We start from the raw sequence: 24,889 nt of genomic DNA, 5'->3' as shown, positions 1-24,889 counted from the left end.
AAGCCCCGCCCCACACCCGCCCTGCACCCCGACGCACTTACGCCATGGCGCAACCCCGCCACCCGCCCCCACACCCCCGCGGCCCACGCCCCGCCCTCGTCCCGCCTCGGGCCCGTCGATCATGGAGTTGTGGTGCCCGGAATCAGGCCGAATTTGCCTTTCGGACCCCACCACAACTCCATGATCGACGGCGCACAAGAGGGCGGGAGCGGGGCGGGCGGTTGGGGGCGCGGGAGGGGTCAGCTTGTCAGCGGCTTGAGGGTGGTTAGGTTGGCCAGGGCGTCTAGTTGGGTGGGGTCGGAGAGGGCGGAGCCGACGGCCACCACGCGTACGCCCGCTTGCAGGAACGCTCCCGCGTTGCCGGCGTCGAGGCCGCCGGTCGCGACGAAGCGCAACTGCGGCAGTGGGCCGGCCACGGCCTTGAACCAGGCCGGCCCGAGGGAGACCGCGGGGAACGCCTTGAGCCAGGTGAGACCGTGCCGCAACGCCTGCTGGGCCTCCGTGGGGGTGGCCACGCCGGGCAGGTGCGGCAGACCACGCGCGGCGGCGGCGTCGGCGACCGCGAGGTCCAGGCCGGGCGCGACGGTGAACCGGGCGCCCGCGTCGGCCGCCGCGGCGACCTGTTCGACGTCGAGCACGGTGCCGGCACCGACGATCCGGTCGCGCTCGGCCCCCGCCTCGACGGCGGCCCGCAGCGCCGGCACCGCGTCGGCGGTGGCCACCGGAACCTCCACCACGTCGATGCCGAGGTCCCAGGCACGCTCGGCGAGCCGAACGGTCTCGGCGACCGGCAGGCCGCGCAGGATCGCCATCACCCGAGCGCCGCCGAAGATGTGGTCGAAGTCCGGTGTGGTCATGGTGCACTCCATCCGAGGTCGCGGTGAAACTGTTGCTGCTGGCCGGGTCGCAACCCGACGGCCGGACTCAGGTCGTCGCCCCCAGGTCGGTCAGGTCGAGCGGCGACCAGGCGTCGGCGGGGGCGTCGACGAGTGTCTCGAACCAGGCCCACGGCGGGACGGGGGCGTTGTCGCCGCTGCTGGTCAACGCCTGCGCCGCGACGAGGTGGCCGAGGCGCAACCGCCGCACGGGGTCGAGGTCGCGTAGCAGCCCGGCCAGGTAGCCGGCGGCGAAGGCGTCTCCGGCGCCGACCGGCTCCACCACCGTCACCCGGGGAGCGGGCACGAAGACCGGTTCGGCGTCGCGGACCAGTGCGGTGGCGCCCACCGCGCCGTCCTTGACCACCACCGTCTCCGGAGCGGGCAACAGCTCGCGTACGGCCGCCGGGTCGGTGGCGCCCCAGAGGGTCTCCGCCTCGTCCTGCCCGACGAAGACGAGGTCGCAGCGGTTGGCGAGGTCGCGCAGCACCGGCGCGGCCTGCTCGGCGGGCCACAGCCGGGCCCGGTGGTTGACGTCGAAGCTGACCAACGCCCGCGCCAGCGGTCGGTCGGTCACCGCGTGCTCGACCAGCGCTCGGCAGGAGGCGGAGAGCGCCGGGGTGATCCCGGACAGGTGCAGCACCCGGGCACCGGCCAGCGCCGGGTCGGCCAGCGTGGCGGGGTCCATCCGGGCGGCCGCCGACCCGGCCCGGTAGTAGTGCACGGCCGTACCCTCCGGGCCCGGGTCCTTGACGTACAGGCCGGTGGGGGCGCCCGGGTCCACGCACACCTGGTCGACGCGGACGCCGGCGGCGGCGACGTGCCGGATGACGGCCCGACCGAAGGGGTCGTCGCCGACCCGGCTCACCCAGCTCGTCCGGTGTCCCAGGCGGGCCAGGTAACCGGCCACGTTGGACTCCGCGCCACCGACCGACACGGCGACCCGCTCGGCATGCTCCAGCGGCTCACCCGGCGCGGGGCAGAGCACCACCATCGTCTCCCCCACCGCCGCCACCTCGACCGACGGAAGGTTGGCCGGGACGCTCGCCTGGTCAGGTCGGGGGGTCGGCATCGGGCACACGTCCTCGCGGCGGGGGTGCTGGGCGTCGCCGAGCCTAGGTGTCCCGCGCGGGACGGGCAACCCGTCGCACGTCACACCTCGACGCTCAGGGCAACGTCAGCCCGTACGCGGCCAGCACCTCCGCGATCGGCTGGTAGTAGGTGGTGCCGCCGGCGGTGCAGTTGCCGGTGCCGCCGGAGAGGATGCCGAGGATCCTACCGGTGGAGGCCACGTAGAGCGGTCCGCCGCTGTCCCCTGGCTCGGCGCAGATGTTGGTACGGATCAGGCCGTAGATCACGCCGGTGGCGTAGTTGACGGTCTGGTTGAGCCCGGTGACGGTGCCGCAGCGCACCCCGGTGGTGCTACCGCTGCGGCACACCGCCTGACCGATGTACGCGTTGCCGGGGCCGTTGATGGTCAGCAGGCCGGGGTAGGTGTAGACCGCGCTCGGGTGGGCGATCGGACCGGTGTAGCGGATCAGCCCGTAGTCGTTGGTGGGGTAGCTGGTGGCGGTGCGGGTGCCGAGCACTGTGGTCCGGGCGCTGTCGGCGTACCAGGTGGCGGCGGCGGTGGTGCAGTGCCCAGCGGTGATCACGTAGTAGGTGCTGCCGCTGCGCGCGTTCGCGCCGAGCGAGCAGCGTGCGCCACCGCCGCCGTAGATGCCCTGCCCGCCGGCGATCAGGGGGCGCAGCGTTCCGGGTTCGCGGCGCAGCAGCACGCCGGCCCGGTCGGTCACCGCCCGCAGTGCGGCCAGCTCGCCGGGGGCCACGGTGTCGTCGACGGTGAGGGTCATCCGGCCGGTGGCGGGGTCGAGACCCCAGGCGGTGCCCGGGGTGCGTACCCCGGTCAGCGTGGCCGCCGGGTCGGCGGCCCGGTCGGGGACGGCGGCCTGCGCCGCGCCGGGGGCGACGAGCAGCAGGATGGTCAGGACGAGGGCGGCCAGCGGGGAGCGGCGCATCCGAACCTCCGAAGAGATCGAGATTGATGGATGCCGTCAAGCATCGCCCGGTGTCCGACGCCGTGGCAACCTCCGGCCGCTCTCTTCCCCGACCGGCGGGAATCGCCGATCCGGGGACGGCCCGTGGCGGGGCCGCCGATAATTCCTCGGGAGATGCGGCGGGAGGCCGGGCATGACCACCGAAGGGAATGCGGCGCTGGTACGCCGGCTGGAGGGGTCGACCCGGGCCACGCTGCTGGAGTTGCTCTTCGACGTGGTCTTCGTGGCCGCCCTCGCGCTGACGTCGACACTGTTGACCGAGGAGCACACCTGGTCCGGCACCGCCAAGGTGCTGCTGATGTTGACAGCCATCTGGTGGACCTGGTCGCTCACCGCGACCACGACCGAGTTCTACGACCCGCAGCGACGCCCGATCCAGGCCATCCTGATGATCGCCATGGTCGGTTCGGTGGGGATGGCGGTGGCTCTGCCGATGGTCACCATCTCGCACCTGCTGCTCTTCGTGATCTCGTACGTCGGCACGCACCTGATTCGCTGCATCATCCTGGTCGCCGCCCTGCACCGGCAGGGGCACCAGACGGCCCGGGAGCGGGCCACCCGGTTCCTCTTCTGGTTCACGGTGTCCGGCGTCTTCTGGGTCACCGGCGCGCTGTCAGAATCTCCGAATTGGGGGCTCTGGACCGTCGCCATCACGATCGACCTGGTCGCCTCGGCGGCCCGCTACCCCACGCCCCGGCTGGGCCAGGTGCCCATCGCCCAGTACACGCGGATCACCGAGCACCTGGGCGAGAGGTACCAGCAGTTCGTCATCCTGGCCCTCGGCGACATCATCCTGTTGCCGACCCTGCAGGTCAGCCGGAGCGGGCTCGACTCGCTCCGGCTCGCCGCCCTGCTCTGCGGGTTCGCCACCATGCTGCTGCTCTGGCAGATCTACGCCTTCCGCGCCGGCGAGTTGTTGCAGGCTGCCGGGTCCAACAGGGGCCGGCCGGCGCGGCTGGCTCCGTACAGCCATCTGGTGCTGCTGGCCGGTGTGGTCGCCACGGCGGCCTCGTTCGAGATAGTCGTCGAACATCCGACCGGAACGACGCCGACCCGGTGGCTCATGCTGATCATCGGCGGCCCGGCGCTGTTCGTCCTCGGCCGCGTCCTGTTCGCCCTGCTGGTGTCCTGGGCCGTGCCGTGGCGGCGAGTGGCCTGGCAGCTCACGCCACTGCTGGTGCTGCCGTGGGCCGGCGGCTGGCCACCACTGCTGGTCACCGCCGTCGTGGCGCTCGGGCTGGCCGGTCACGTCCTGATCCCCCCGGGCGCCGACCGGGAGACCAGGCCGGGGCTGGACGTGCGGCGATCCGACTACTGACCTCAGGCGAGGTGTCGGCCGGCCCACTCGGCGAGGTCCCGGGCGCACGCGTCCACCGACTCCTGCCAGGTCCGGGCCGCGCCCTCCCCCGCCTCGTCGCTGACCTGCTTGACCAGCCGGCACGGCACGCCGGCCTGCGCGGCGGCCCAGGCCACCGCGTACCCCTCCATGTCGACCAGGTCGGCGCGCTGCGCCAACCGGTCCCGCTCCGCGTCGTCGGCCACGAAGGTGTCACCGGTGGCCAGCACCGCGCCCTCGGCGGCCAGCGACAGCGGCGCCCCGTAGGTCTCACCGGTCAGCGTGCGCAGCAGGTCGGTGTCCAGGTCGTGCTGGAGCACGGTGGCCACCTCGTGGATGCCCACCAACCCCGGGCGCAACGCGCCGGCCGTGCCCAGGTTGAGCAGCAGGGTGGGGCGTGGCCCGGCGGCCAGCACCGCGGCCACCGCGCTGGCGGCGTTCACCTTGCCCATGCCGGTGAGCAGGACCGGCAGCTCGGGCGGCAGGTAGCGGGCCTCCTCCCCGACGGCGAGCACCACCAACGGACGATCGGCGCGGACCGTACCTCGAAGATTCACCGGAGCATCGTACGAGCCGGCCGGAGGGCCGTGGACGTCAGTCGTCGGTGAAGCGGTACAGCACGAAGTCCTTCTCCGCGCCACAGGCGATCACGTGGGTGTTCCACGAGCAGGACGAGCTGCGCACGTCCTTCAGCTCACCCAACTCGTCGACCTCCCCGGACTCGGCCCACACCCCGGCCAGCACCCGGTTGTCGGCGACCGTGCTGTGCGCCTTGGCGAAGACCAGCAGGTTGCCCGCGTCCAGGCGGACCGCCACCCCGCCCCGGTCCCGCAGCACCGGCTTGCCGGCGGCGTCGAAGACGGTGACGGTCGGCTCGGGGAACTCCCGCTGAGCCAGCACCTGCTCGCCCAACGCAACCAGGCCGGTCACCCCCGGCGCAGACCAGCTGATCATGCGCTCACCCTCGGTGGCCGCCACCACCTCGGTGCGCGCGACGTCATTGTTCGGCACCTGCAACAGGCACGCCCGCCGCTCACCGCAGGCCACCAGCTCCTTCGGGCGGTACTCGTCGTTCCCGGACCGGTGCAGCACCACCGGCTCGGCGTCGGAACCCAGGTCGTACGCGAGCAGCTGGTAACCACCCTCGTTGGCGGCCACGTACAGGCGGTCCTCGTGGGCGACCACCAGGTCGTCGACGTCGGCGACGCTGCCCCACTGGCGCAGCACCGCGCCGGATGCCATGTCGAGCAGCCGCACCGACCGGTCCGCACCCACCTGGACCAGTCGCCGACCCTTGCTCGTCCACGGGTTGCGGGGCGTGCCGTCGAGGAAGGCCGGCCCGCCCGCCGCCGCGTCGGTGCCGACCGGCCGGACCACGGTACGGCCACCGGCGTACTGGCCGCGGGGGTTGGGTTGGGTCCACTTCGCCGAGCCGTCGGTCAGGCGCAGGCCGACCAGTTCGTCCGCGGCCCGGTCCACCAGCACCGCCGTGTCGTCGGCGAAGTAGACGTCGTCGTCACCACGGAGAACGCGCTGCCAGCGCTGCTCGCCGCTACGCCCGTCGAGGACGGCCAGCGGTCGGGGGGTGCTGTCGCCCGGTGCGTCGGCGAGGACCGCGACCGCCCCGGGGATGGCGATGATCGCCCCCCAGTCGTCGGCCCGCACGTCGGTCGGCTTGCGCCACAACTGGTCGCCGGTGCTGGCGTCGACGGCCACCACCTCCAGCCGGTCGTCCGGCAGCGGGAACGCGAGGTAGGCCCGGTCGTCGAGCACCGCCGTCCACATGTCGGCCGGATGCTCGGCGCCGGCCGACGGCCGGGACAGCTCGTGCAGCGAGGCGAACTCCAGATCCGGGTAGCGGTCCCGGATCAGGTAGAGCGTCGCCGCGGTGGCCACCCCGGCCAGGGCCAGCACCGCGCCGAGCACCACCCAGCGCGCCCGCCGCCAGCGGGTCCCGCCGCCCGGCGGGGTCGGGGTGGCGCCGGCCAGGCCCGGCCCGGGGGGCGGACCGGCCGGCGGGGTCGGCCCCGGCCAGGGCTGCGACGGTACGACCGGCGCGGCGGCTCCGGCCGGCGCGGGCCGGCTCACCGGACTCGGTGCGGGCGAGCCCGCAAGGCCCGGCGGGGGCGAGCTACCGGGGCTCGGCGCGGGCGGCGCGAGTGACGGTCCCGCGTACGCCGGGGCGGGTAGCGCCTTCCGCAGCGGCAGGTCGGTCAGGGCACCCTCGGCCACCGGTAACTCCGGCTGGTCCAGCACCGTCGGCGCGATCCCCAGCTCGGCGTGCAGCATCCGGGCCACCAGCGGGATCCGCGACGACCCGCCCACCAGAAACAGCCCGGTGAGCTGATCGGGGCTGAGGCCGGCGGCGGCGATCACCTCCCGGGCCCGCTGCACCGCCCGACGCAGCAGCGGTGTGGCCACCCGCTCGACGTCCGCCCGGGTCAGCTGGATCGTCTCGGCCACCCCCGGCACCGCGACCGGGGCGACAGCAGACCGGGACAGGGTCTCCTTCGCGCCTCGTACCTCGTCCCAGAGCCGGACCTGGTCGCGGCGCTGCGCCGGATCCGCCGGCCTCATGAGCCGGGCCCACTGCGCGGCGTGCCGCTCGCCAACCAACTCACCGACGCGCCGCACCAGCGCGGCGTCGAGGTCCAGGCCACCCAGGTCGGGCAGGCCACCGTCGGCGACCACGCTGAAGCCGGAGTCACCCCAGGGGTCCGCACCCTCGTTGCGCAGCACCGCGACGTCGAGCGTCCCGCCACCGAAGTCGAACACCGCGATCGCCTCGCCGACCGGCACCGGACGGTGCAGCACCTGCGTGTAGTAGCGGGCGGCGGCCACCGGCTCCCGCAGCAGCCGGGTGCCCGGCGGCGTCGGCCCGGCGAGGGTGTGCTCGGCCGCCTGCGGCCAGCCCGCCCGCAGCAGCGCGTCCGCGAGGACCTGCCGTCGTGTCGCGTCCCAGGCGGCCGGGCAGGTGACCACGGCCGGCGGCAGGAAACCCACCGCGCCCACCGCGGCCCGCGCGACCGCCGCCAGCACCGCGGCGAGCAGATCGGCCGGTGGGTACGCGCGGTCGCCGAGCCGCACGGTCGGCTCGTCCACCCGACGCTTCGGGTTCGCCTCGAACCGGGCCGGGTCGGCCTGCGCCAACCGTCGGGCGTCCCAGCCGGTGTGCAGGGTGCCGTCCGGGTCGGCGTAGACGGCGGACGGACTGAGCGGTTGGCCGTCCATCAGCAGCGGACGGGTCCGCCCGTCGGGCCAGCGCAGCACCGCGACCGTGTTGGACGTGCCGAGGTCGACGCCGAGCGCGAAACCCTCGTGCTGGCCTGCCATTGCCCGATACCTCCGCCGCGACGAGGGGAACTCGACCCCGCATCGTACGCAGGCCCCGCCGCACTGCTGATCACTCGGTCCGGAGGTGGTCGGTGGCGTCCGGTCAGTGGGTGGAGTGGACGCCCACCACCTCGTCCCCGCTGGTCTCACCGGTCAGCTGGAAGCCGAGCTTCAGGTAGAACTGCTCCGGGCCGTCCGGGCCCGGGTGCCACGTCGTGTAGACGCGGTCGTGCCCACGTCGACGGGCCTCGTCGCGGACGGCCTGCACGGCGAAGCGCCCGTACCCCCGGCCCTGGTGCTCGGCGGCGATGTTCAGCCGCCACAGCCCCGAGCGCAGGTCGTCCGGCTGGGCCGGATCCCACACGATGTCGAAGAAGCCCATCAGGAAGCCGACGATCTGGTCGTCGTCAACGATCAGACGCGGCCACGCGATCTCGGGCTGGGCGTACGCCTCGGCGAGGGACCAGGCAACCGGAGACGAGAACTTCTCCTGGTCGGGCCGCACGCTCACCCGGCACGCGGCCTCCACATTGTCTGGAGTGATTTTCACCAGTCGCGGCACGTCGGCCACCCTACCGAGCGGGGCCGCGTAACAGGCCGTCGAGCAGCCCGCGCAGGCCGAACTGGAACCAGAGGTCGAGGTCGGTGTCGGGTGTGCTCTGCCCGGCCGCGGCCAGCCAGGGTCGCTCCCGGGTACGGCCGGTCCGCTCCAGCCGGGTGCGGGTCGCCGACCACCAGGCGTGGTAGGTGGTGTCGGCCGGATCGCGCCGGATGAGCAGGGCCATGCCCTGGACGTAGCCGCTGAGCACCAGGTAGGCGCGGAACGCCTCGGCCGGGTCGTACCCGGCGCTGCTGAACGCCGCCACCACCCGGTCGACCATGGCGAGGACCGCCGGCCCGGTCGGCGGCCGGTCGGTGGCGAGGACGGCCAGCAGCCAGGGGTGGCGGCGGTACATCGCCCACTCGTCCCCCGCCAGCCGTTCGAGCCGTTGGCGTGGATCACGCGGTAGTGGCCCGGTGCCGAAGGCGCGGGTGGCGGTGATCTGCTCGGCCATCGCGGCGAGGAGGTCGGCCCGGTTGCGGACGTGCCGGTACACGGCGTGGGCGGGCACGGCGGCGTGTTGGGCGAGGACCCGCATGGAGACGGCGTCCAGGCCGCCGGAGTCGGCCAGCTCGACCGCGAGGCTGACCAACCGGTGGCGCGGATCGCCGCCGGCCGGCGCGGGCAGTTCCGGCACCCGACGCGGCGTGCTGGTGGGACCGTGCTCGCGACGCCTGCGGTACGCGCGGGCCTGGCAGCGCCGAGAGCAGTAGCGGCGCGGGCGTCCCCGGCCGGAGCCGCCGGGCAGTTCCGCCTCGCACTCGACACACCGGACACTGAGCACGCCGCCTCCAGTTTCGTCACGGCACCCCGTGTGTCGAAACTACTACGGTCGAGCGTCCCGATCGGTCCGTGCGGCGCGAAGCAGCCGCAGCTGACCGATCTCCGCGACGTTCTTCATCAGCTCGGAGTTGACCCAACCGATCGTGTGCGTGACGGTGTGGTCGGTCTGGTCCGGCCAGGGGAACGTCGCGGCGCGATCGAGATCGCTGGCGCTGAGCTGGTCGAGCAGACCCAGCCATTCGGTGCGCAGGCCACGCAGCCAGGCGACAGTCGGCTCGCCCGAGCCCGGCCAGGCAACGGCCGTCCGTTGCCGCGCTGATCCACCCCGCAGATGGTCCATCGTCACGGTCCACCACCAGCCGATGTGCCAGGTGAGCCAGCCGATCGTCGGCACCGGGATCGGGTCGGGTTCGGTGTCGGCCCAGTCCGGGGTCCAGGTGCCGTCCGTGCTCTGCCGCACCGACCAGCAGTGGGTGGCCGGCTCCCAGTGGAAGTCCGCGGGGTCGAGTCGCTCAAGGTGGTACTCGAACAGCGACCACGTCAGGTCGAACTGCCAGCGCAGGAGGGCAAAAGGAGCTACGGACATCCGCAGATTCTGTCGGGGCGCCGGCGCCGCCGTCGACAGAATAACCACTCGATGGCTCGTGACCACTGCTCCGCGGCTCGGTGCGTCCCGTCACCCTCCCGAGCGGCCGGCGAGGTCGGCGGCGGCACGGTCGGCGGCAGCAGGGTCGGCGGGGCAGCGGGTGGAGAGGGCGTAGCGGAGCAGGACCACGTCGCCGATCTGGCGGGCCTCGGCCAGGCGGGCGCGGCGACCCGGGTGCCAGGGGAAGCGGCCCTCGCCGACGAACCGGGGCGCCCGGCCGTCGCCGACAAAGAACGGGGCGACCACCAGGTGCAGTTCGTCGGCGAGACCGGCGGCGAGGAACTGGGCGTGCACCGTCCCGCCGCCCTCCACCATCAACCGCTGTACGCCCCGCCCGGCCAGGTCGGTCAGCAGCCAGCCCGGGTCGACGGGCTCACCCGCGTCGATCACGGTGGCCAGTTGGCCGACCCGTTCCCGGGTCTTCTCCAGCGCACCGGTGGCGCAGTAGACGAGCCGGGCCGGATCACCGGCGGTGAAGAAGCGGGCCGTCGGGTCGAGGTCACCCTGGGCGGTCAGGGTGACCTTGGTGGGCGAGGCGGGTCGACCGGCTGCCACCCGTTCGGCCCGGCGGCTCGGGGAGCGCACCAGCAACCGAGGGTCGTCACGTCGGACGGTGCCGGCGCCGACCAGGATGGCATCGCAGCTGGCCCGGACCGCGTCGACCCGGTCCAGGTCCTCCTCGTTGGACAGCAGTAACCGCTGCTCGGAGGCGTCGTCGATGTAGCCGTCAATGGAAGCGGCACAGCTCAGCAGCACGTACGGCCGCGTCGGTTCCGGCCGCCAACTCATCGGGTAAGGGGCCGCTCAGGAGTACGACCCGCGAGCACGTCCGCCGCCTCGGCTGCCTCGACCTCCGCCGCCTTGGCCGCCTTCGCCGCCAGGTAGTCCGCGTTGGCCGGCGAGAGGAAGACGCTGGTGAGCACCCGTTCGGCCACCTCCACGCCCAACCGGGTCAACTGCTCGGACTTGTCCGGGTTGCTGCTCAGCAGTCGGATGCGGGGCACGCCCAACGTGACCAGCATCTGCGCGGCGGCGGTGTAGTCCCGCTCGTCCTCGCCCCGGCCCAGCGCGACGTTGGCCTGGTAGGTGTCCAACCCGGCGTCCTGCAACGCGTACGCGTCCAGTTTGGCGTACAGGCCGATGCCCCGGCCCTCCTGGCGGAGGTAGAGCAGGAAACCTCCGGTCTCGGCGATCCGCTGCACCGCCTCGCGCAGTTGCGGCCCGCAGTCGCAGCGTTGACTGCCGAACACGTCGCCGGTCAGGCACTCGCTGTGCGGACGGACCAGCGGGGCCTCTCCCCCGGTGGCGAGCCGGTCCAAAGCGCCCGCCCAGTCGCCGAGGCCGAGGGCCAGGTGCTCCCGACCGTCCACCAGGCCCTTGAAGGTGAAGACCCGGGCGGTCGTGGTGTAGCCATCGGGAAACGCCAGCGGCACCGTGACCTGTGTGCGGATCGTGGCAACCGGCAATGCTTCGGGCATGGGACTCCTTCGTCCGGCGTCACCGCCGTCCGGCGACGTGTACCGTCTCACAACCGACTTCAACAGCCGCCGCCGGAGGCGGCTTCCCGGGCGGCGACCGGAATTCGACGTCGACGGGCCAGCAGCACGGCGGCGCCGGGCAGGCTGGCCACCAACACCAGGGCACCGTAGACGGTGGCGGTGGCGACACCCTCGGCCGCGCTGAGGCCAGCCGCGCCGAACACCCACGCCGCCACCCCCTCGCGCGGCCCGAAGCCGGCCACGTTCAACGGCAGCCCCATGGCGAGCAGGGCGAGCAGCGTCAACGGCAGCAGTCGGGACAGCGGGGCGTCCGACCCGGCGGTGCGCGCCGCCACCAGGAAGGTGGCCAGGTGACCGGCGACCATCACGGCCGAGGCGACCAGCACACCGAACCAGGTGCGCCGGGCCAGCAGCCCCGACCGCACGTCCGCCACGGCGGTACGCAGTGCCGTCGCCCAGCGCGACTCGCCGCCGTTGGGAAGGACCCGGGCCAGTAGCACGGCGACCAGTCCGCCGGCGACGAGCAGCGCGGCGGCGACCGGCAGGTACGGCCGAACCGGCGACGGGAAGGCCGCGAGCACCACCAGCGCGACCCCGAGCAGCACCACCTGCCCGGCGGTACGCTCCCAGACCACCGCGCGGATGCCCCGGCTGACGTCACCGGCGTCGCGGCCGTGGCGTACCGCCCGGTGCACGTCGCCGAGCATCCCGCCGGGCAGGGTGGCGTTGAGGAACACGGCCCGGTAGCAGTGCGCCACCGCGGTCGCCAGTGGCAGGCGTACGCCGAGGCCGCCGGCGACCAGGCTCCACCGCCACGCCGCGCAGACCGTGGTGAGCACCCCGATGACCAGCGCCGCAGCCAACGCCGGCGCGTCGATCAGTCGTACTCCGGCGAGGAACGGGCCGCTGCCCACCTGCCACAGCAGGACGGCGAGCAGACCCACCCCGCCGACCACTCGTGCCCAGGCCCAGAACATCGGCGCCGGCCCTCCCCTTTGAAGATCGTCCACTTGCCCTAGTGCACGTACCCAGGGCGTGAACGGTTCATCCACCGGCGAGGAGGTCAGTGTGTTCGACCAGCACGGTGAGTCGGCCGGCCGCCGCGTCGGCCAACCGACGGCGGGCGTACGCCTGGGCGGGACCGGCCAGGTCGGGGCGCTGTTCGCAGGCCGCCCCGAGCCACCCGCGGAACCACTCGGCGGCCAGGTCGGCCTGCTCCGGGCCGAGACGCCACGGGCTGCGCCGTTCCCGCACGTCGATGCCGCGCCGGGTGAACGCGGCGGCGGTGGCGGCGACGGCATCCGGGCCGAGCAGCCGCCGGCCCTCGACGGTACGCCGCTGGTGGTCGTTGAATGCTGCTTCGACCGCCTCGTCGAGCGGGTCGGTCGGGGTGAACCGGACCCGACCGGTCACCGAGATGGCGAACAGGGCGGGCCGGCCGACGCAGGCGGTCACCACCCGTTCGATCTCATCCGCGGTGAGCATGTCCAGCAGCGCAGACGCGGTGACCAGGCAACCGTCGGCGAGGTCGGCGGCGGTCAGCCGGGTGAGGTCGCCGCAGCGGGTGCGCACGGTGACCGGGGCCCCGTCGGCGGCGGTCACCCCGGTCATGCCCTCGGCGGCGCGGGCCAGCAGGTCGGCGTCCCGGTCGTGCAGCACCCAGTGCTGTGGTCCGGGCAGCCGGGAGGCCAGCCAACGGCTCATCGAGCCGGTGCCGCTGCCCAGGTCGTGGATCACCGTCGGGGCGTCCCCGGTCAGCCGGGCTCGAACGGCGTCCAGCAGGTCCTCGGCGCGCGCCGCCGCGTCGGCCGGCTCACGCAACCGCAGCCAGTCGGCGAACGGCAGGGTCTCCTCGACGGTCATTCCGCCACCTCCTTCAGCACGCCGGCCAGCAGCGCGGTGGTCACTGGCCAGTCGGTCAGGGTGTCGCGCCGGGCGAGAGCGGCACGCCGCAGCCGGGCGCGCAGCGCGTCGTCGTCCAGCCAGCGGATCAGCGCGGCGGCCAGCGCCGCCGGGTCGCCGGGCGGGACCAGCAGTCCCGGGCGGTCGCCGCCGGGCGCGTGGCCGAGCGCCTCCGGCAGCCCGCCCACCTCGGTGGTCAACACCGGCAGGCCGCGGGCCAGCGCCTCGGTGACGACCATGCCGTACGTCTCGCCCCTCGACGGCAGCACCAGCAGATCGGCGGCGGCGTAGGCATCGTCCAACGCCGCGCCGGTCAGCGGGCCGGCCAGCCGCACCCGCTCGGTGAGGCCCGCTCCGGTCAACCGGTCGCGCAGCCGGTGCACGAGGTCCGGTTCCCGGGCCAGCGTGCCCGCACAGACCATCGTCCAGGGCCGGCCGACCAGCGTGGCCAACGCGTCGAAGAGCACGTCGTACCCCTTGTGGTGAGTGACCGCCGCGACGCAGAGCAACCGGTCGCCGGCCGCCGAGCCGGCTGCGGGCGGCGCGGGCCGCACCCCGGGCGGCGCGGCCCGGATCCGGTCGGCGAGCGCCGGGTGACGCGCCAGCAGGGCCTGGCGGGTCCACAGGCTGGTGGTGACGACGGCCCGGGCGGTGGCCAGCGCGCGGGCCTCCCGCTCGTCGTCCAGCGGCAGGTGCACCAGGACCACCAGGCGCAGCCGACGGGCGTGCGGGCCGAGCAGGTCCGGCACGGTCGAGGCGATCAGGCCGTCGATCAGCACCACGGCGTCGTCCGGCGCGGCGGCGAGCACCCCACCCAGCCTCGCCCGGTCGGCCGGGTCGGGGTGCGGCCACGCGCCCGGCACCGGGTGCTCGTGCACCGACCAGCCGCGCTCGACGAGCCCGTCGCAGATCCGCCGGTCGTAGGAGTTACCGCCGCTGGGTGTGGTCGGGTCGTCGATGTCACCGGGCAGGACGACGTGCACCGCCCGGCCCGCATCGGTCACAGCGACCGCTCGTAGCTCGCCCAGGCGATGTGCGACTCGTGCAGGGTGACCGTGATGCCGGTCAGGTCGCGCGCCCCCGCGCCCAGCTCACCGGCGTGCACCCGCTCGACCAGGCGGTCCGCGATCGTCCGGGCCAGCACCTCCGTGGTGGTGTTCATCCCGGCGAAGGCCGCCTCGTCGTCGAGGTTGCGGTAGGTCAGCTCGCCCAGCACGGCCCGCAGCTGCTCGGTGGCCAGGCCGATGTCCACCACGATCCCGTCGGCGTCCAGGTCGGGCCGGCGGAACGTCGCGTCCACCACGAATGTCGCGCCGTGCAGGCGTTGGGCGGGCCCGAACACCTCGCCTCGGAAACTGTGGGCAATCATCATGTGGTCCCGAACGGTCACGCTGAACACTGTCACTCCCCGTCGTCGTAGGTGATGAGGTGGCAGAGGGCGGGCAGGTCACCCGAGCTCAGTCTGGCGAGCACGTCGGGCAGCTCCGTGAAGCGGGACGCGCCGGTGATCAGGGCGTCGAAGGCCGGGTCGTCGAGCAGGTCCAGGGCGAGCGCCAGCCGATCGGCGTAACTGCGCCGTCCCCGTCGGGCGGGCGCCACCATGCCGACCTGACTGCTGCGCAGGGTGAGTCGACCGGAGTGGAACGCGCCGCCGAGCGACACCTGCACCGGGCGGTCGCCGTACCAACTCAGCTCGATGACGGTGCCCTCCGGCGCGAGCAGGTCCAGCGACTGTTGCAGGCCGGCGGCGGTGGCGCTGGCGTGCACGACCAGGTCCCGGTCACCGCGGGCGTCGGCCGGGTTGGCGAAGTCGACGCCGAGCGCCCCGGCCACGCCGGCCCGCCGCGCGTCGGTGTCGACCAGCTCGACCTGAACGCCGGGGAACCGGGCGAGCAGCGCCGCGACGCAGCAGCCCACCATGCCCGCGCCGATCACGGTGACCCGGTCACCGACCAGCGGCGCCGCGTCCCACAACGCGTTGACGGCGGTCTCCACCGTGCCGGCCAGCACCGCTCGGGCGGCCGGCACCCCCTCGGGCACCGGCACCACGGCACTCGCCGGCACGACGTACGCGCTCTGGTGCGGGTGCAAGCAGAACACCGTGCGCCCGAGCAGCTCCGGCGGGCCCTGCTCGACCACACCGACGCTGAGGTAGCCGTACTTCACCGGGCCGGGGAAGTCGCCCTCCTGAAACGGCGCGCGCATCGCGGCGTACTGGTCGGTGGGCACCCGGCCGGCGAAGACCAGCGTCTCGGTGCCCCGGCTGACCCCGGAGTAACTGGCCCGGACCAGCACCTCGTCGGGGCCCGGGGCGGTCAGCGCCACCGGCCGGATCTCGGCCGCGCCGGGTTCACGCACCCAGCAGGCGTACGCCTCGCGGATCACCGTCGCGCACCTCACCTCTGCTCCGGGCCAACCGATCGGCCATGTCGGGGTCCCCCGGTCGGGGTTGTCGATCATAAACACGGAGGTACGGCGCGCACAGTTCGAAGCCCGCCCGGCAGGACCGCTGTCGACCCTCGCGGCACCTGCGGCTACGAGGTCAGCGAACTCGGGGTGTCCCGGTGGCGGGACGGCCCGACGTCATGGAAGCCGAGTTGATCACTGCTGCTTGTCGGGCGTGGCCGGGCGGGCCCGGACGTGCAGCCGCTCCCCCTGCGGCCCGAAGAGACTGAGGGCTTCGGCGGTGCCGGGGCCGGGGTTGAAGAAGAGGTGCGGAATGCGGGTGTCGAACTCGGCCACCTCGCCCGGGGTCAGCGTCAGGTCACGGTCGCCGAGCAGCAGGCGTAGCCGGCCGGAGAGCACGTAGAGCCACTCGTACCCCTCGTGGGCCTGCGGGATTCGGCCCCCGGCGGACGGGTCCGGCGGGAAGATCTGCTTGAACGCCTGGACACCGCCCGGTCGGCGGGTCAGCGGCAGGTACGTCACGCCGTGGATGACGATCGGTTTGGGGCGTACCCGGGGGTCGCCGGTGGCGGGGGCGTCGACCAGCTCGTCCAGCGCCACCTGGTAGGCCCTCGCCAGCGGGAGCAGCAGCTCCAGGGTGGGCCGACGGCTACCGGACTCCAGCCGGGACAGGGTGCTCACCGAGATGCCGGTCAGGTCGGCGAGCTGGGTCAGCGTGGTCCCGCGTTGGTGACGCAGGGCACGCAGCCGGGGGCCGACGGCCGCCAGCGCGGCGCTGTCCTCGTTTGCCATAACGGCAAGGATAGTTGCCACCTTGCCGGCGGCGACGGATGGTGGGCGCAGCCGACAGAGCACGAGGGGGATTCCGGTGGACGAGACATACGACGTGGTGGTGGTGGGCGGCGGCGCCGCAGGGCTCAGCGGAGCTTTGGCGCTGAGCCGGGCCCGACGGTCGGTGCTGGTGATCGACTCCGGTGAGCCGCGCAACGCGCCGGCCGACCGGATTCACAACTACCTCGGCCGGGAGGGGACGCCGCCGGGCGAGTTGCTCGCGATCGGGCGGGCCGAGGTGGCCGAATACGGCGGGCAGTTCCGCACCGGGCGGGTGCAGGCCGCGACCCGCGACGACGACGGGTTCCGGCTGAGCCTCGACGGCGGGGAGTCGGTGCGGGCCCGGCGGTTGCTGGTGACCACCGGTCTGACCGACGAGCTGCCCGACGTGCCCGGCCTGGCGCAGCGGTGGGGCCGCGACGTGCTGCACTGCCCGTACTGCCACGGCTGGGAGGTTCGGGACCGCCGGATCGGCGTCCTGGCGACCAGCCCGCTGAGCGTGCACCAGGCCGAGATGTGGCGACAGTGGAGCCCCAGCGTGCTGCTCCTGCTGCACGACGCCCCGGCGCCGGACGCGGAGACCGCCGAGCGGCTCGCCGCCCGGAGCATCGCGGTGGTGCCCGGTTCGGTCGCCGCGGTGGAGGTGACCGACGACGCGCTGACCGGCGTACGGCTCGCCGACGGCCGGGTGGTGGCGCTCGACGCGATCGTGGTGGCGACGCGGCTGACGCCCCGCGCCGACGTGCTGGTGGGGCTGGGTCTGGCTCCGGAGGAGGTGATGATGGGTGAGCACGTCATCGGCGCCCAGATCCCGACCGACGCCACCGGTGCGACGACCGTCCCTGGTGTCTGGGTGGCGGGCAACGTGGCCGACATCCGCGGCCAGGTGATCACGTCCGCCGGGGCCGGCCTGACCGCGGCGGCGGCGATCAACGCTGATCTCATCGCCGAGGAAACCCGCGACGCGGTGGCCGCGTACCGGCAGTTGGTGGCCACGACGTTCGAGGAGCCGGCGTGGGAGGAGCGCTACCAGTCCCGGCCCTCGGTGTGGAGTGGCCGGCCGAACCCGCAGCTGGTCGCCGAGGTCGCCGACCTGGCCCCGGGGCGCGCGCTGGACGTGGGCAGCGGCGAGGGCGCCGACGCGGTGTGGTTGGCCGAGCGCGGCTGGCAGGTGACGGCGGTGGACATCTCCACCACGGCGTTGAGCCGGGCCGCCGCGCACGCCGAGGCCGCCGGCGTGGGCGACCGGATCGAGTTCACCCACGCCGACCTGCGGGACAAGCCGCCCACCGAGGAGGCGTACGACCTGGTGTCCGCGCAGTTCATGCACCTGCCACAGGCGGAGCGGCGGGAGTTGTTCGGCCGGCTGGCCGCGGCGGTGGCACCCGGCGGCGTCCTGCTGATCGTCGGGCACCACCCGTCGGATCTGTGGAGGTCGGCGCACCGGATGCACATGCCGGACGCGATGTACACCGCGCAGGACGTGGCCGCCGAGCTGGAACCTGCCCACTGGGAGGTGCTGACGGCGGAGGAACGCTCCCGCCAGGCCACCAACCCGAACGGTGAGGACAGCACCTTCCACGACGCGGTCCTGGTCGCCCGCCGGCGCTGACCCCCGCGTTCCACGTTGCCCCGCGTCCCCCACGTTGACCTGCGTCGATCATGGAGTTGTGCTGAAGCACGAGTCCACGATCGGCGCGGGAACGGGGGAACGCGGGGCGGCAACGTGAGAGGTGGTGGGGCAGGACTTCGCATGAGGTCCGCTCGGCGGTAGCGTTGCGCCACACTGACGGCCCGTGGGGCAGGCGACCGCCGACCCTGACGCCCCGATCGTACGGAGGATGGTGCATGTCCATCGGCGCTGAGCCGCACGCAGCACGCGACGATGCGGCCTCCCGGCCGAGCTTCGAGCTCGCCCTGCGCGGATACGACAAACGCCAGGTGGACCGGCACCTGGAGCAGCTCGACGGTCAGATCGCCATGCTCAGCGGGGAGCACGGCCGCTCCGCCGTCCGCGTCCGTGAACTGACCGCCGAGGTGCAGCGGCTGCGTGCCGAACTGGCTGAACTTCAGGAGCAACCCGTGCAGGTGGACCGCGCCTCGTTCCACGATCTCGGCCCGATGGTCGGCGAGATCATGGCACTCGCCGAAAAGCAGGCTGGCATCATCACCGAGTCGGCCACCGACCGGGCGAACGAGCTGCGCAGCGAGTCCGAGCGGATCCTCGCCGACACCCGTGAGCGTGCCGCGCAGGCGCGTCAGGACCTGGCCGAGGAGTTGGCCGCCCGGCGGGCCGAGCAGGAGCAGGCGCACGAGGAACGGCGCGCCCTCGCCGAGGCCGAGTTGAGCGCGATCCGCGAGCACGCCGAGCAGTTGCGGGCCGACGGTGAGGCCGCGCACGAGCGCGCTCAGCACGAGGCCAAGCGGATCACCGAGCAGAGCGCGCAGCAGCTCAACCAGACCCGGGTCGCCGCCGACGCGCTGATGAAGTCGGCTCGTACCCAGATCCAGCAGGAACTCCAGTCGGCCCGCTCCAAGCACCAGCAGGAGATGGCCCAGTGGCAGGCCAACGTGGAGCGAGAGGTCAACGAACGGCGTACCGCCGCCGAGCAGGACATCGCCGAACAGCAGGCTGCCGCAGAGCAGGAGCTGGCCGAGGAGCGCAGCGCCACCGAGCAGCAGATCGCCGCGCTGCTGGCCGAGGCGCAGCAGCACGTGACCGAGCTGCGCAACCGCGCCGACGAGCAGGCCGCCAGCCATCAGCAGCAGCTGGCCGCCTTGCAGAAGGAGCTCGAGGAGCGCCGGCAGGAGGCCACCGAGCTGCACGCCGAGCTGGACACCGGCCGCCAACAGCTCGCCGAGATCCGCCAGGAGGGCGAGACGCTGGAGAACGAGCTGTCCCGGATGCAGCAGCGGCTCAACGAGGTCCGCCGGGACCTGACCGCCGAAAGCGCCCGGCTGGACGAGGCCCGCCGGGCTGGGGACTCCGCCGAGCGGCACGCCAAGGAGGTCCGCGCCCGCGTACAGCGGGAGGCGAAGCGAGTGGCCGACCTCGCCGCCGCCGCGGTCATGGCCGCGGCAGCCGGCGGTACGGAGACCGCCGAATACCCGATGGTGGGTTCCCGCCCCAGCGCCGACCGGCCCGCTCCCGAGCGGGTAGGCGTCGAGCGGCTCACCGTCGACCGCGTCGGTGTCGACCGGCTCTCCGCGGAGCGTCCCGCCGTGGACGATGCGGACGCCAACCGCGCCACTTCCGACCGCGCCCCGCTCAACGCCGCACCCGCCGACCGGAGCCCGGTCGAGAACGGCTACGCCGACCTGACCCCGGTGGAACAGGCCAATGGCGACAGTGCCGCGGCGGAGCGGGCGAACGACGAGCACGCCGACGCACCGGCGGTGGCGGACGAGTCGACGACGTCCGACCGTACGGCGGCCCGGGAGGTTGGCGCCGACGACGCCGAGCGGACCTTCCCTCGGCACATCGGCACGGACGCACCGACGCCCGTACCGTTCCTGGCCTTCGGGCAGCCGGTCAGCGAGAACGGCGCCGCCCGACACTGACCTCAGCCGCGGTTGCACCCGGGCCCGGCGCGGATCCGCACGGGCCCGGGCCGACCGTCCGGCGGTGATCAGGCGAGGAGAAGTAGGTCGTAGAAAGTCCGCAGACCTACTTCTCATCACCTGATCAAGGGACGGGTGGTGGCCGGGGCGGATTCTGCGCGGAACCGGGTCGCCGTACCCGGTTGAGCTGGCAGGCTGGGCTGGCCGCCGCGCACCAGCGGTGGCCGCCGGCCTGACCGGTGACCGAGAGGAGCGCCCGGTGACCGACCAACCGGAGGAGTTCGACCTGCTCGTCGTCGGTGGCGGCAAGGCCGGCAAGACGTTGAGCATGGACGTCGCCCGATCCGGTCAGCGAGTCGCCATGGTGGAGCGCGGCATGATCGGCGGCAGCTGCATCAACGTCGCGTGCATCCCGACGAAGGCGCTGGTGACCAGCGCGCGAGCCGCCCGCCAACTGCGGGACGCGTCGGCGCTCGGCCTGACGGTGCAGGGCGGCCGGGTCGACATCGACCTGTTGCGCGCGCACAAGCAGGACGTGGTCGAGGGAATGGTCGCCGCCAACCGGCAGCAGTTCCTCGACTCCGGTCTGCACCTGGTGATCGGCGAGGCCCGGTTCGTCGGCCCACGAACCGTACGGGTGGCCCTCGCCGACGGCGGCGAGCGACTGCTGCGCGGCAGCGACGTGGTGATCAACACGGGCACCCGCCCCCATCTGCCGTCGGTGCCCGGGATGGCCGAGGCCGGGGTGCTCACCAGCGACGAGTTGCTGCACCTGGACCGGCTGCCGGCCCGGCTGGTGGTGCTCGGCGGCGGCACCGTCGGGGTGGAGTTCGCGCAGATGTTCGCGCTGTTCGGCAGCGCGGTGACCCTGGTCGAGGGTGGTCCACGGCTGCTCACCCGCGAGGATCCCGACATCAGCGACGCGGTGATGCGCGTCTTCCTCGATGACGGCATCGACGTACGGGTGGGTGTCGCGGTCGCGCGGGTCGACCGGGAGCCCGACGGTTCGCTGCGGGTGACGCTGGACGACGGCAGCGTGGTGGTCGGGGACGACGTGCTGGTGGCGGCCGGCCGGGAACCGGTCACCGACGGGCTCGGCCTGGACGTGGCCGGCGTGCGGCTCAGCGAGCGGGGCTTCGTGGAGGTCGACGATCACCTGCGCACCAGCGCCGAGCGCACCTGGGCGGCCGGGGACGTCGCCGGCAGCCCACAGTTCACCCACGTCTCGCTGGACGACTACCGGATCATCCGGGCGAACCTCGCCGGAGGCCGGCGCAGCACCGCCGACCGGCTCATCCCGTACACCGTCTTCACCACCCCGGAACTGGCGCGAGTCGGGCTGACCGAGACGGAGGCGCGCCGCGCCGGGTACGACATCCAGGTCGCCCACCTGCCGGTCGCCGCCATTCCCCGGGCACGCACCCTGCGCCAGACCCAGGGCATGTGGAAGGCGGTCATCGACACCAGCACCGACCGGATCCTCGGTGCGTCGTTGCTCGGCGCCGAGGCCGGTGAGGTGATCACCTCGGTGCAGCTGGCCATGCTCGCCGGGATGCCGTGGACCGCACTGCGGGACGCGGTCATCACGCACCCGACCATGACCGAAGGTCTCAACCTGCTCTTCGCCTCGCTGGAGTCCCGCCCGGTCCGCTGAGCGCCGCGAGGCCCGCCGACCCCAGGCCACGAAGCGGTCGTACAACTCGCGCGGGCTGGGTCCGTCGTAGGGGTTGAGGTAGTGAAGATCCTGGGTGGCCTCATAGAACATGCCTGCCAGGTAGATGGTCAATCCCGACGGGTTGTCATCGAACTCCGCCCTGAGCAGCAGCTATGCGTCGTGGCAGGGCCACTGCTGGCCGTCCACCCGGCAACGCCACCGGGCGCAGCGGGGTGTGGCTCTCGCCGTCGTGCACCGGGTGGGCCGTGAGTCCGTGCCGCTCCGTGTCAACCTCCAGGGGCTGATCCGCGCTCACCGCTGGCCGGCCAGGTTCAGGCGGATCGCCGAGGCGAGCACCTGGTGCTCGAAGCAGGACCCGGTGCCGCAGTCCGGAGGGTCCTGCCGGCGGCACACGTGCCCTCTCACCCACACCCAGCCGCTGGTCGCCCCCTGACAGATGGCCACGACGATCACCACCTCGTCCCGTCGGGCGGGCACGGTGGGCTCGCACAGCCACTCCCCGGCCAGGAGGAGCAGCTTGGTTCCGGCGGGGACCTCCACGTCGACATCCACGGCCGACGCTCTCCCGATCCAGTTCATGACGGCCACCCCCAAGGCTTGTGCGTGATGGCCGACAAGAGCGATATTCCGGTCGGCCACCACAACCAGCGGCTACGACAGACCACGCCGTCCGGCAGCGATCCGCCGCGCCTATTCACGCCGCCCGAGATCGACCGACATGGGTAGCGTGGCCGCTACGCTGCGGAGTGTGACAGCCGTGAGCAGTGGGCCCACACGAGAGCCCACAGGCCGGGGGTGAGATGGACGGTTTCGGGAACACACTCAGACTGCACCGCAAAGCCGCCGGCTGGTCGCTGCGGAAGTTCGCCGAGCTGACGGCGTACGACTTCGGCTACCTCGGGCAGATCGAACGGGGCGACCGCCCCACCAACCCAGCGGTGGTGGCCGCCTACGACCGCGCGTTGTCGGCTGGCGGTGCGTTGGAGACGGCGTACGGAAGCAAGCAGGCAGGCGACAAGGACGTGCGCAGACGGTCGATACTCCAGGCAATGGGCGCGCTCGCTGCGGTGCCCGCAGTGGATCGGCTGGTGGGATGGGAGGCCCTGCGGCATGGGCTCGGCGCCGCCGTCGATATCGACTTCGATGAGTGGACCGAAATAGTCGCGGACTACGGACGTGGCTACTACCGCCAACCGCACGACCAACTCATGGCCCAACTCGGGCGGGACCTGGCCGTGTTGCAGCACCAGATCGCCGCCGACGACGAGCACCATCGTCCATTGCTGCTACGCGCCGCTGGCCGCCTGTCGGTCATCGTGGCGCTCAGCCTGAACGCGTGCGGGCAGACCGTGCTGGCCGGCAGGTGGCGGGCCAGCGCGAAGCGCATCGCCGACGAATCCGGTGACGCAAACACGCGGGTGCTCACCCGGGCGTGGGACGTGGTGAACGGCTGCTACGACGGTCGGGCACCGACCACGGTGATAGCGCTGGCCGACCAGGTGCTGCCGCTGACCGACGGTACGCCTTCGGCGGCGACGTGCGGGCTGCTCGCGGGCCGGGCGCAGGCACTATCGCTTGGCGGCCGACACGCCGAGGCGGTGGCCTGCGTGCGCGCCCTCGCCGACCGGGTGGAGGAGCTGCCCGCCACGGTGACCGCCGACGTGGAGTCGCTGTGGGGATGGCCAGAGCACCGGCTACGGCACACCGAGTCGTGGGTGTATGCCCACGCCGGTGACGAGCACGCCGCCGAGGCCGCACAGCAGCGCGCCCTGGAGCTGTACCCGCCGTCGCAGCAGCGGCTACGAACGCAGGTGCAGCTGCACCGGGCGGCGGCATTGTGCCGCACCGGGTACATCCCCGACGGGTTACGCCTCGCCGCGGACCTGCTCGACCAGCTACCCGCCGAACAGCACAACGAACTCGTACGGGCAGTAGCCCGGCAGGTTGCCGCCGCAGTTCCCGACGCCGAGCGACACCGGCCGGTTTACGGCGATTTGGTAGATCGGGTACGCGTCTAGCATCCGGGCATGGGCTTGATCTACACCACCAGCCACGGCCGGGACGCGGCCCGCTTCTTCGGACCGCTTGTCGACTTGTACGAGTGCGTGTACGCCGAGCCGCCGTACGAGGAAGGCCCCGACCAGGTGGTCCGTTTCCGCGACCGCCTTGCCGGGGAGGCCGACCGACCCGGTTTCACTCTCGTCACCGTCGCCGTGGACTCGTCGCTGGTAGGTGCCGCCTACGGGTGGACCATGTCGGCCGGCGACTGGTGGTCCCGGGCCGACGCCGACCCGCCCGCCGAGATCCGTGCGGCGGCGAAACTGGCCGTGATGGAGTGGATCGTCCACCCTCACCGCCGCGGCGAGGGCGTCGGCGCGGAGCTGATGCGCCGCCTGCTCGCCGACCGGTCGGAGCGGTACGCGACTCTCGCCTCGGACCCACGCTCCCGGGCACGGAAAGTGTACGCGCGCAACGGGTGGCGGCAGGTCGGCGCATCAGTCCTGCCCTGGGGTCCGCCCATGGACCTCCTCCTCCTCGACCTTGGTCCGAAGCCGGTCCGCTGAGCGCCGCAGGGCCCGCCCAGGCGACCGCTATCCGGCGATCTCGTCGCGTACCCGTTGTTGGAAGGCGCGGGCCTGCGCCCCGGTGGGCGGCGGCCCGCCGTGCCGCGCGGCGACCGCCTGACGGATCACCTCGGCGCGGTCGCCGGCGTCGATCAGCCGCTCACCGGCCGCCACCTTCGCCAGCCAGACGCCGTCGCGGTGGCGCACCAGCGACCGGCAGGCGCCGAGTACGGCGTCCTCGGTGCCGGGCGCGGGTTGGTCGGCCGGCGGTGTGGGCAGGGCCAGCCACCAGGAGAGCGCCTCGATGAGCAGCCGGCGCAGGTCGGCCGGGGCGAGGTCGGCGAAGGCATCCCCCGCTGGCGGCCCGAGCAGTGGGAGTCCACTCTGGTGCAGGATGCTGCGATCGAGGCCGTACCAGAATCGGCCGTCGGCTACCGGGCGGTCGGCGGGGTCGAGGGTACGCCGGAACGGCATGTCGGCCCCGGTGTTCAGTTCGACCTCGAAGCCGGGCTCGGGGGTGCCGGAGGCGGCCACCGCCCGGTCGTAGACGACCAGTTCCAGTCCGCGTGCGGGGCAGGGCAGCGCCTCGTGTCGCAGCCGGGCGACCAACGTCCGCTTGGCGGCCTCGGTGAGCGGCCCGGCGCTGAGCAGCGCCACGTCCACGTCGCTGCGGCCGGGCTGGTACGCCCCGAGCCCCACCGAGCCGGCCGCGTACGCGCCGACCAGGTCGGTGCCGAGCACGTCCCGGGCTGTGCTGACGAGGTCATCGAGGTAGCGCTGAAGATCGGAGTCCACGGGCCATCATGGCGCACGGGGTCGG

Annotated in this window: 24 protein-coding genes; 6 read left to right on the top strand and 18 right to left on the bottom strand. The window is 73.3% G+C overall.

The window, feature by feature from the left end:
- Positions 1 to 239: 239 nt before the first annotated feature.
- The 3 genes from AC5L30_RS01855 to AC5L30_RS01845 all read right to left on the bottom strand — a co-directional run bounded on the left by AC5L30_RS01855 (position 240) and on the right by AC5L30_RS01845 (position 2,893).
- Complete coding sequence (locus AC5L30_RS01855) at positions 240 to 857, bottom strand: bifunctional 4-hydroxy-2-oxoglutarate aldolase/2-dehydro-3-deoxy-phosphogluconate aldolase (protein ID WP_494864818.1); 618 nt, start codon at positions 855 to 857, stop codon at positions 240 to 242.
- Between the two features lie 67 nt (positions 858 to 924).
- A complete protein-coding gene (locus AC5L30_RS01850; protein WP_494864816.1) occupies positions 925 to 1,947 on the bottom strand; it encodes a sugar kinase in 1,023 nt (340 codons plus the stop codon).
- Between the two features lie 94 nt (positions 1,948 to 2,041).
- Entirely contained in the window at positions 2,042 to 2,893 is an 852-nt protein-coding gene (locus AC5L30_RS01845; protein WP_494864815.1) for a S1 family peptidase, read from the bottom strand.
- A 172-nt stretch (positions 2,894 to 3,065) separates the two neighbouring features.
- Between AC5L30_RS01845 and AC5L30_RS01840 the strand changes: the two genes are divergently transcribed.
- Entirely contained in the window at positions 3,066 to 4,250 is a 1,185-nt protein-coding gene (locus AC5L30_RS01840) for a low temperature requirement protein A (RefSeq protein ID WP_494864813.1), read from the top strand.
- A 2-nt stretch (positions 4,251 to 4,252) separates the two neighbouring features.
- On the opposite strand, the gene AC5L30_RS01835 is transcribed toward AC5L30_RS01840, so the two are convergent.
- The 13 genes from AC5L30_RS01835 to AC5L30_RS01775 form a co-directional block, all read right to left on the bottom strand.
- A complete protein-coding gene (locus AC5L30_RS01835; protein ID WP_494864811.1) occupies positions 4,253 to 4,825 on the bottom strand; it encodes a nucleosidase in 573 nt (190 codons plus the stop codon).
- A 37-nt stretch (positions 4,826 to 4,862) separates the two neighbouring features.
- The gene (locus AC5L30_RS01830) at positions 4,863 to 7,601 is read right to left on the bottom strand and encodes an Hsp70 family protein (RefSeq protein WP_494864809.1); all 2,739 of its coding nucleotides are present in this window, start codon (positions 7,599 to 7,601) and stop codon (positions 4,863 to 4,865) included.
- A 103-nt stretch (positions 7,602 to 7,704) separates the two neighbouring features.
- Positions 7,705 to 8,163, bottom strand: coding sequence for a GNAT family N-acetyltransferase (locus AC5L30_RS01825; protein ID WP_494864807.1), 459 nt, complete (start codon positions 8,161 to 8,163; stop codon positions 7,705 to 7,707).
- A 10-nt stretch (positions 8,164 to 8,173) separates the two neighbouring features.
- Entirely contained in the window at positions 8,174 to 8,986 is an 813-nt protein-coding gene (locus tag AC5L30_RS01820) for a TetR/AcrR family transcriptional regulator (RefSeq protein WP_494864805.1), read from the bottom strand.
- A gap of 42 nt (positions 8,987 to 9,028) precedes the next feature.
- The gene (locus tag AC5L30_RS01815) at positions 9,029 to 9,571 is read right to left on the bottom strand and encodes a DinB family protein (RefSeq protein ID WP_494864803.1); all 543 of its coding nucleotides are present in this window, start codon (positions 9,569 to 9,571) and stop codon (positions 9,029 to 9,031) included.
- Between the two features lie 90 nt (positions 9,572 to 9,661).
- Positions 9,662 to 10,420, bottom strand: a complete 759-nt coding sequence (locus tag AC5L30_RS01810; RefSeq protein WP_494864801.1) for a RibD family protein — start codon at positions 10,418 to 10,420, stop codon at positions 9,662 to 9,664.
- Positions 10,417 to 11,109, bottom strand: coding sequence for a GTP cyclohydrolase II (locus AC5L30_RS01805; protein ID WP_494864800.1), 693 nt, complete (start codon positions 11,107 to 11,109; stop codon positions 10,417 to 10,419). The genes AC5L30_RS01810 and AC5L30_RS01805 overlap by 4 nt, the downstream gene beginning before the upstream one ends.
- Positions 11,110 to 11,168: 59 nt before the next feature.
- Positions 11,169 to 12,107: a lysylphosphatidylglycerol synthase transmembrane domain-containing protein gene (locus AC5L30_RS01800; protein ID WP_494864798.1), complete on the bottom strand. Its 939-nt coding sequence runs from the start codon at positions 12,105 to 12,107 to the stop codon at positions 11,169 to 11,171.
- A gap of 67 nt (positions 12,108 to 12,174) precedes the next feature.
- Positions 12,175 to 12,993, bottom strand: a complete 819-nt coding sequence (locus AC5L30_RS01795; RefSeq protein WP_494864797.1) for a class I SAM-dependent methyltransferase — start codon at positions 12,991 to 12,993, stop codon at positions 12,175 to 12,177.
- Positions 12,990 to 14,036 carry a glycosyltransferase family 4 protein gene (locus tag AC5L30_RS01790; protein ID WP_494864796.1) on the bottom strand — a complete coding sequence of 349 codons (1,047 nt, stop codon included), beginning with the start codon at positions 14,034 to 14,036 and terminating at the stop codon, positions 12,990 to 12,992. Before AC5L30_RS01790 ends, AC5L30_RS01795 begins: the two co-directional genes overlap by 4 nt.
- The gene (locus AC5L30_RS01785) at positions 14,033 to 14,431 is read right to left on the bottom strand and encodes a 6-pyruvoyl trahydropterin synthase family protein (protein WP_494864795.1); all 399 of its coding nucleotides are present in this window, start codon (positions 14,429 to 14,431) and stop codon (positions 14,033 to 14,035) included. The genes AC5L30_RS01790 and AC5L30_RS01785 overlap by 4 nt, the downstream gene beginning before the upstream one ends.
- A gap of 2 nt (positions 14,432 to 14,433) precedes the next feature.
- The gene (locus AC5L30_RS01780; RefSeq protein ID WP_494864793.1) at positions 14,434 to 15,417 is read right to left on the bottom strand and encodes a zinc-dependent alcohol dehydrogenase; all 984 of its coding nucleotides are present in this window, start codon (positions 15,415 to 15,417) and stop codon (positions 14,434 to 14,436) included.
- A 216-nt stretch (positions 15,418 to 15,633) separates the two neighbouring features.
- Entirely contained in the window at positions 15,634 to 16,230 is a 597-nt protein-coding gene (locus AC5L30_RS01775) for a helix-turn-helix domain-containing protein (protein WP_112589922.1), read from the bottom strand.
- A gap of 76 nt (positions 16,231 to 16,306) precedes the next feature.
- Here AC5L30_RS01775 and AC5L30_RS01770 point away from each other — a divergent pair, with 76 nt between their 5' ends.
- From AC5L30_RS01770 to AC5L30_RS01760, 3 genes are all read left to right on the top strand, one after another.
- On the top strand, positions 16,307 to 17,881 hold the full coding sequence (locus AC5L30_RS01770) for an FAD-dependent oxidoreductase (protein WP_494864791.1): 1,575 nt from the start codon (positions 16,307 to 16,309) through the stop codon (positions 17,879 to 17,881).
- Between the two features lie 236 nt (positions 17,882 to 18,117).
- On the top strand, positions 18,118 to 19,830 hold the full coding sequence (locus AC5L30_RS01765) for a coiled-coil domain-containing protein (protein ID WP_494864789.1): 1,713 nt from the start codon (positions 18,118 to 18,120) through the stop codon (positions 19,828 to 19,830).
- A 259-nt stretch (positions 19,831 to 20,089) separates the two neighbouring features.
- Positions 20,090 to 21,484, top strand: coding sequence for a dihydrolipoyl dehydrogenase family protein (locus AC5L30_RS01760; protein ID WP_494864787.1), 1,395 nt, complete (start codon positions 20,090 to 20,092; stop codon positions 21,482 to 21,484).
- 312 nt (positions 21,485 to 21,796) lie between these two features.
- Here the strand turns inward: AC5L30_RS01760 and AC5L30_RS01755 are convergent, their stop codons facing one another.
- Positions 21,797 to 22,084, bottom strand: a complete 288-nt coding sequence (locus AC5L30_RS01755; protein WP_494864785.1) for a hypothetical protein — start codon at positions 22,082 to 22,084, stop codon at positions 21,797 to 21,799.
- A gap of 221 nt (positions 22,085 to 22,305) precedes the next feature.
- On the opposite strand from AC5L30_RS01755, the gene AC5L30_RS01750 reads away from it, so the two are divergent.
- The gene (locus AC5L30_RS01750; RefSeq protein WP_494864783.1) at positions 22,306 to 23,523 is read left to right on the top strand and encodes a helix-turn-helix domain-containing protein; all 1,218 of its coding nucleotides are present in this window, start codon (positions 22,306 to 22,308) and stop codon (positions 23,521 to 23,523) included.
- Between the two features lie 9 nt (positions 23,524 to 23,532).
- Positions 23,533 to 24,069: a GNAT family N-acetyltransferase gene (locus AC5L30_RS01745; RefSeq protein ID WP_494864781.1), complete on the top strand. Its 537-nt coding sequence runs from the start codon at positions 23,533 to 23,535 to the stop codon at positions 24,067 to 24,069.
- Positions 24,070 to 24,096: 27 nt separating this feature from the next.
- On the opposite strand, the gene AC5L30_RS01740 is transcribed toward AC5L30_RS01745, so the two are convergent.
- Positions 24,097 to 24,864 (bottom strand): nucleotidyltransferase domain-containing protein, encoded by a 768-nt coding sequence (locus AC5L30_RS01740; RefSeq protein WP_494864779.1) that lies wholly within the window; start codon positions 24,862 to 24,864, stop codon positions 24,097 to 24,099.
- Positions 24,865 to 24,889 lie beyond the last annotated feature (25 nt).

The sequence above is a fragment of the Micromonospora sp. BQ32 genome (assembly GCF_059358895.1).
This window is presented reverse-complemented; position numbering and strand designations above follow the sequence as displayed.

Bases quoted from the DNA above. Each gene is read 5' to 3' on its own strand.
- AC5L30_RS01855 (WP_494864818.1), bottom strand. From the start codon at position 857: ATGACCACACCGGACTTCGACCACATCTTCGGCGGCGCTCGGGTGATG.
- AC5L30_RS01850 (WP_494864816.1), bottom strand. From the start codon at position 1,947: ATGCCGACCCCCCGACCTGACCAGGCGAGCGTCCCGGCCAACCTTCCG.
- AC5L30_RS01845 (WP_494864815.1), bottom strand. From the start codon at position 2,893: ATGCGCCGCTCCCCGCTGGCCGCCCTCGTCCTGACCATCCTGCTGCTC.
- AC5L30_RS01840 (WP_494864813.1), top strand. From the start codon at position 3,066: ATGACCACCGAAGGGAATGCGGCGCTGGTACGCCGGCTGGAGGGGTCG.
- AC5L30_RS01830 (WP_494864809.1), bottom strand. From the start codon at position 7,601: ATGGCAGGCCAGCACGAGGGTTTCGCGCTCGGCGTCGACCTCGGCACG.
- AC5L30_RS01815 (WP_494864803.1), bottom strand. From the start codon at position 9,571: ATGTCCGTAGCTCCTTTTGCCCTCCTGCGCTGGCAGTTCGACCTGACG.
- AC5L30_RS01810 (WP_494864801.1), bottom strand. From the start codon at position 10,420: ATGAGTTGGCGGCCGGAACCGACGCGGCCGTACGTGCTGCTGAGCTGT.
- AC5L30_RS01805 (WP_494864800.1), bottom strand. From the start codon at position 11,109: ATGCCCGAAGCATTGCCGGTTGCCACGATCCGCACACAGGTCACGGTG.
- AC5L30_RS01800 (WP_494864798.1), bottom strand. From the start codon at position 12,107: ATGTTCTGGGCCTGGGCACGAGTGGTCGGCGGGGTGGGTCTGCTCGCC.
- AC5L30_RS01795 (WP_494864797.1), bottom strand. From the start codon at position 12,993: ATGACCGTCGAGGAGACCCTGCCGTTCGCCGACTGGCTGCGGTTGCGT.
- AC5L30_RS01775 (WP_112589922.1), bottom strand. From the start codon at position 16,230: ATGGCAAACGAGGACAGCGCCGCGCTGGCGGCCGTCGGCCCCCGGCTG.
- AC5L30_RS01765 (WP_494864789.1), top strand. From the start codon at position 18,118: ATGTCCATCGGCGCTGAGCCGCACGCAGCACGCGACGATGCGGCCTCC.
- AC5L30_RS01755 (WP_494864785.1), bottom strand. From the start codon at position 22,084: ATGAACTGGATCGGGAGAGCGTCGGCCGTGGATGTCGACGTGGAGGTC.
- AC5L30_RS01750 (WP_494864783.1), top strand. From the start codon at position 22,306: ATGGACGGTTTCGGGAACACACTCAGACTGCACCGCAAAGCCGCCGGC.
- AC5L30_RS01745 (WP_494864781.1), top strand. From the start codon at position 23,533: ATGGGCTTGATCTACACCACCAGCCACGGCCGGGACGCGGCCCGCTTC.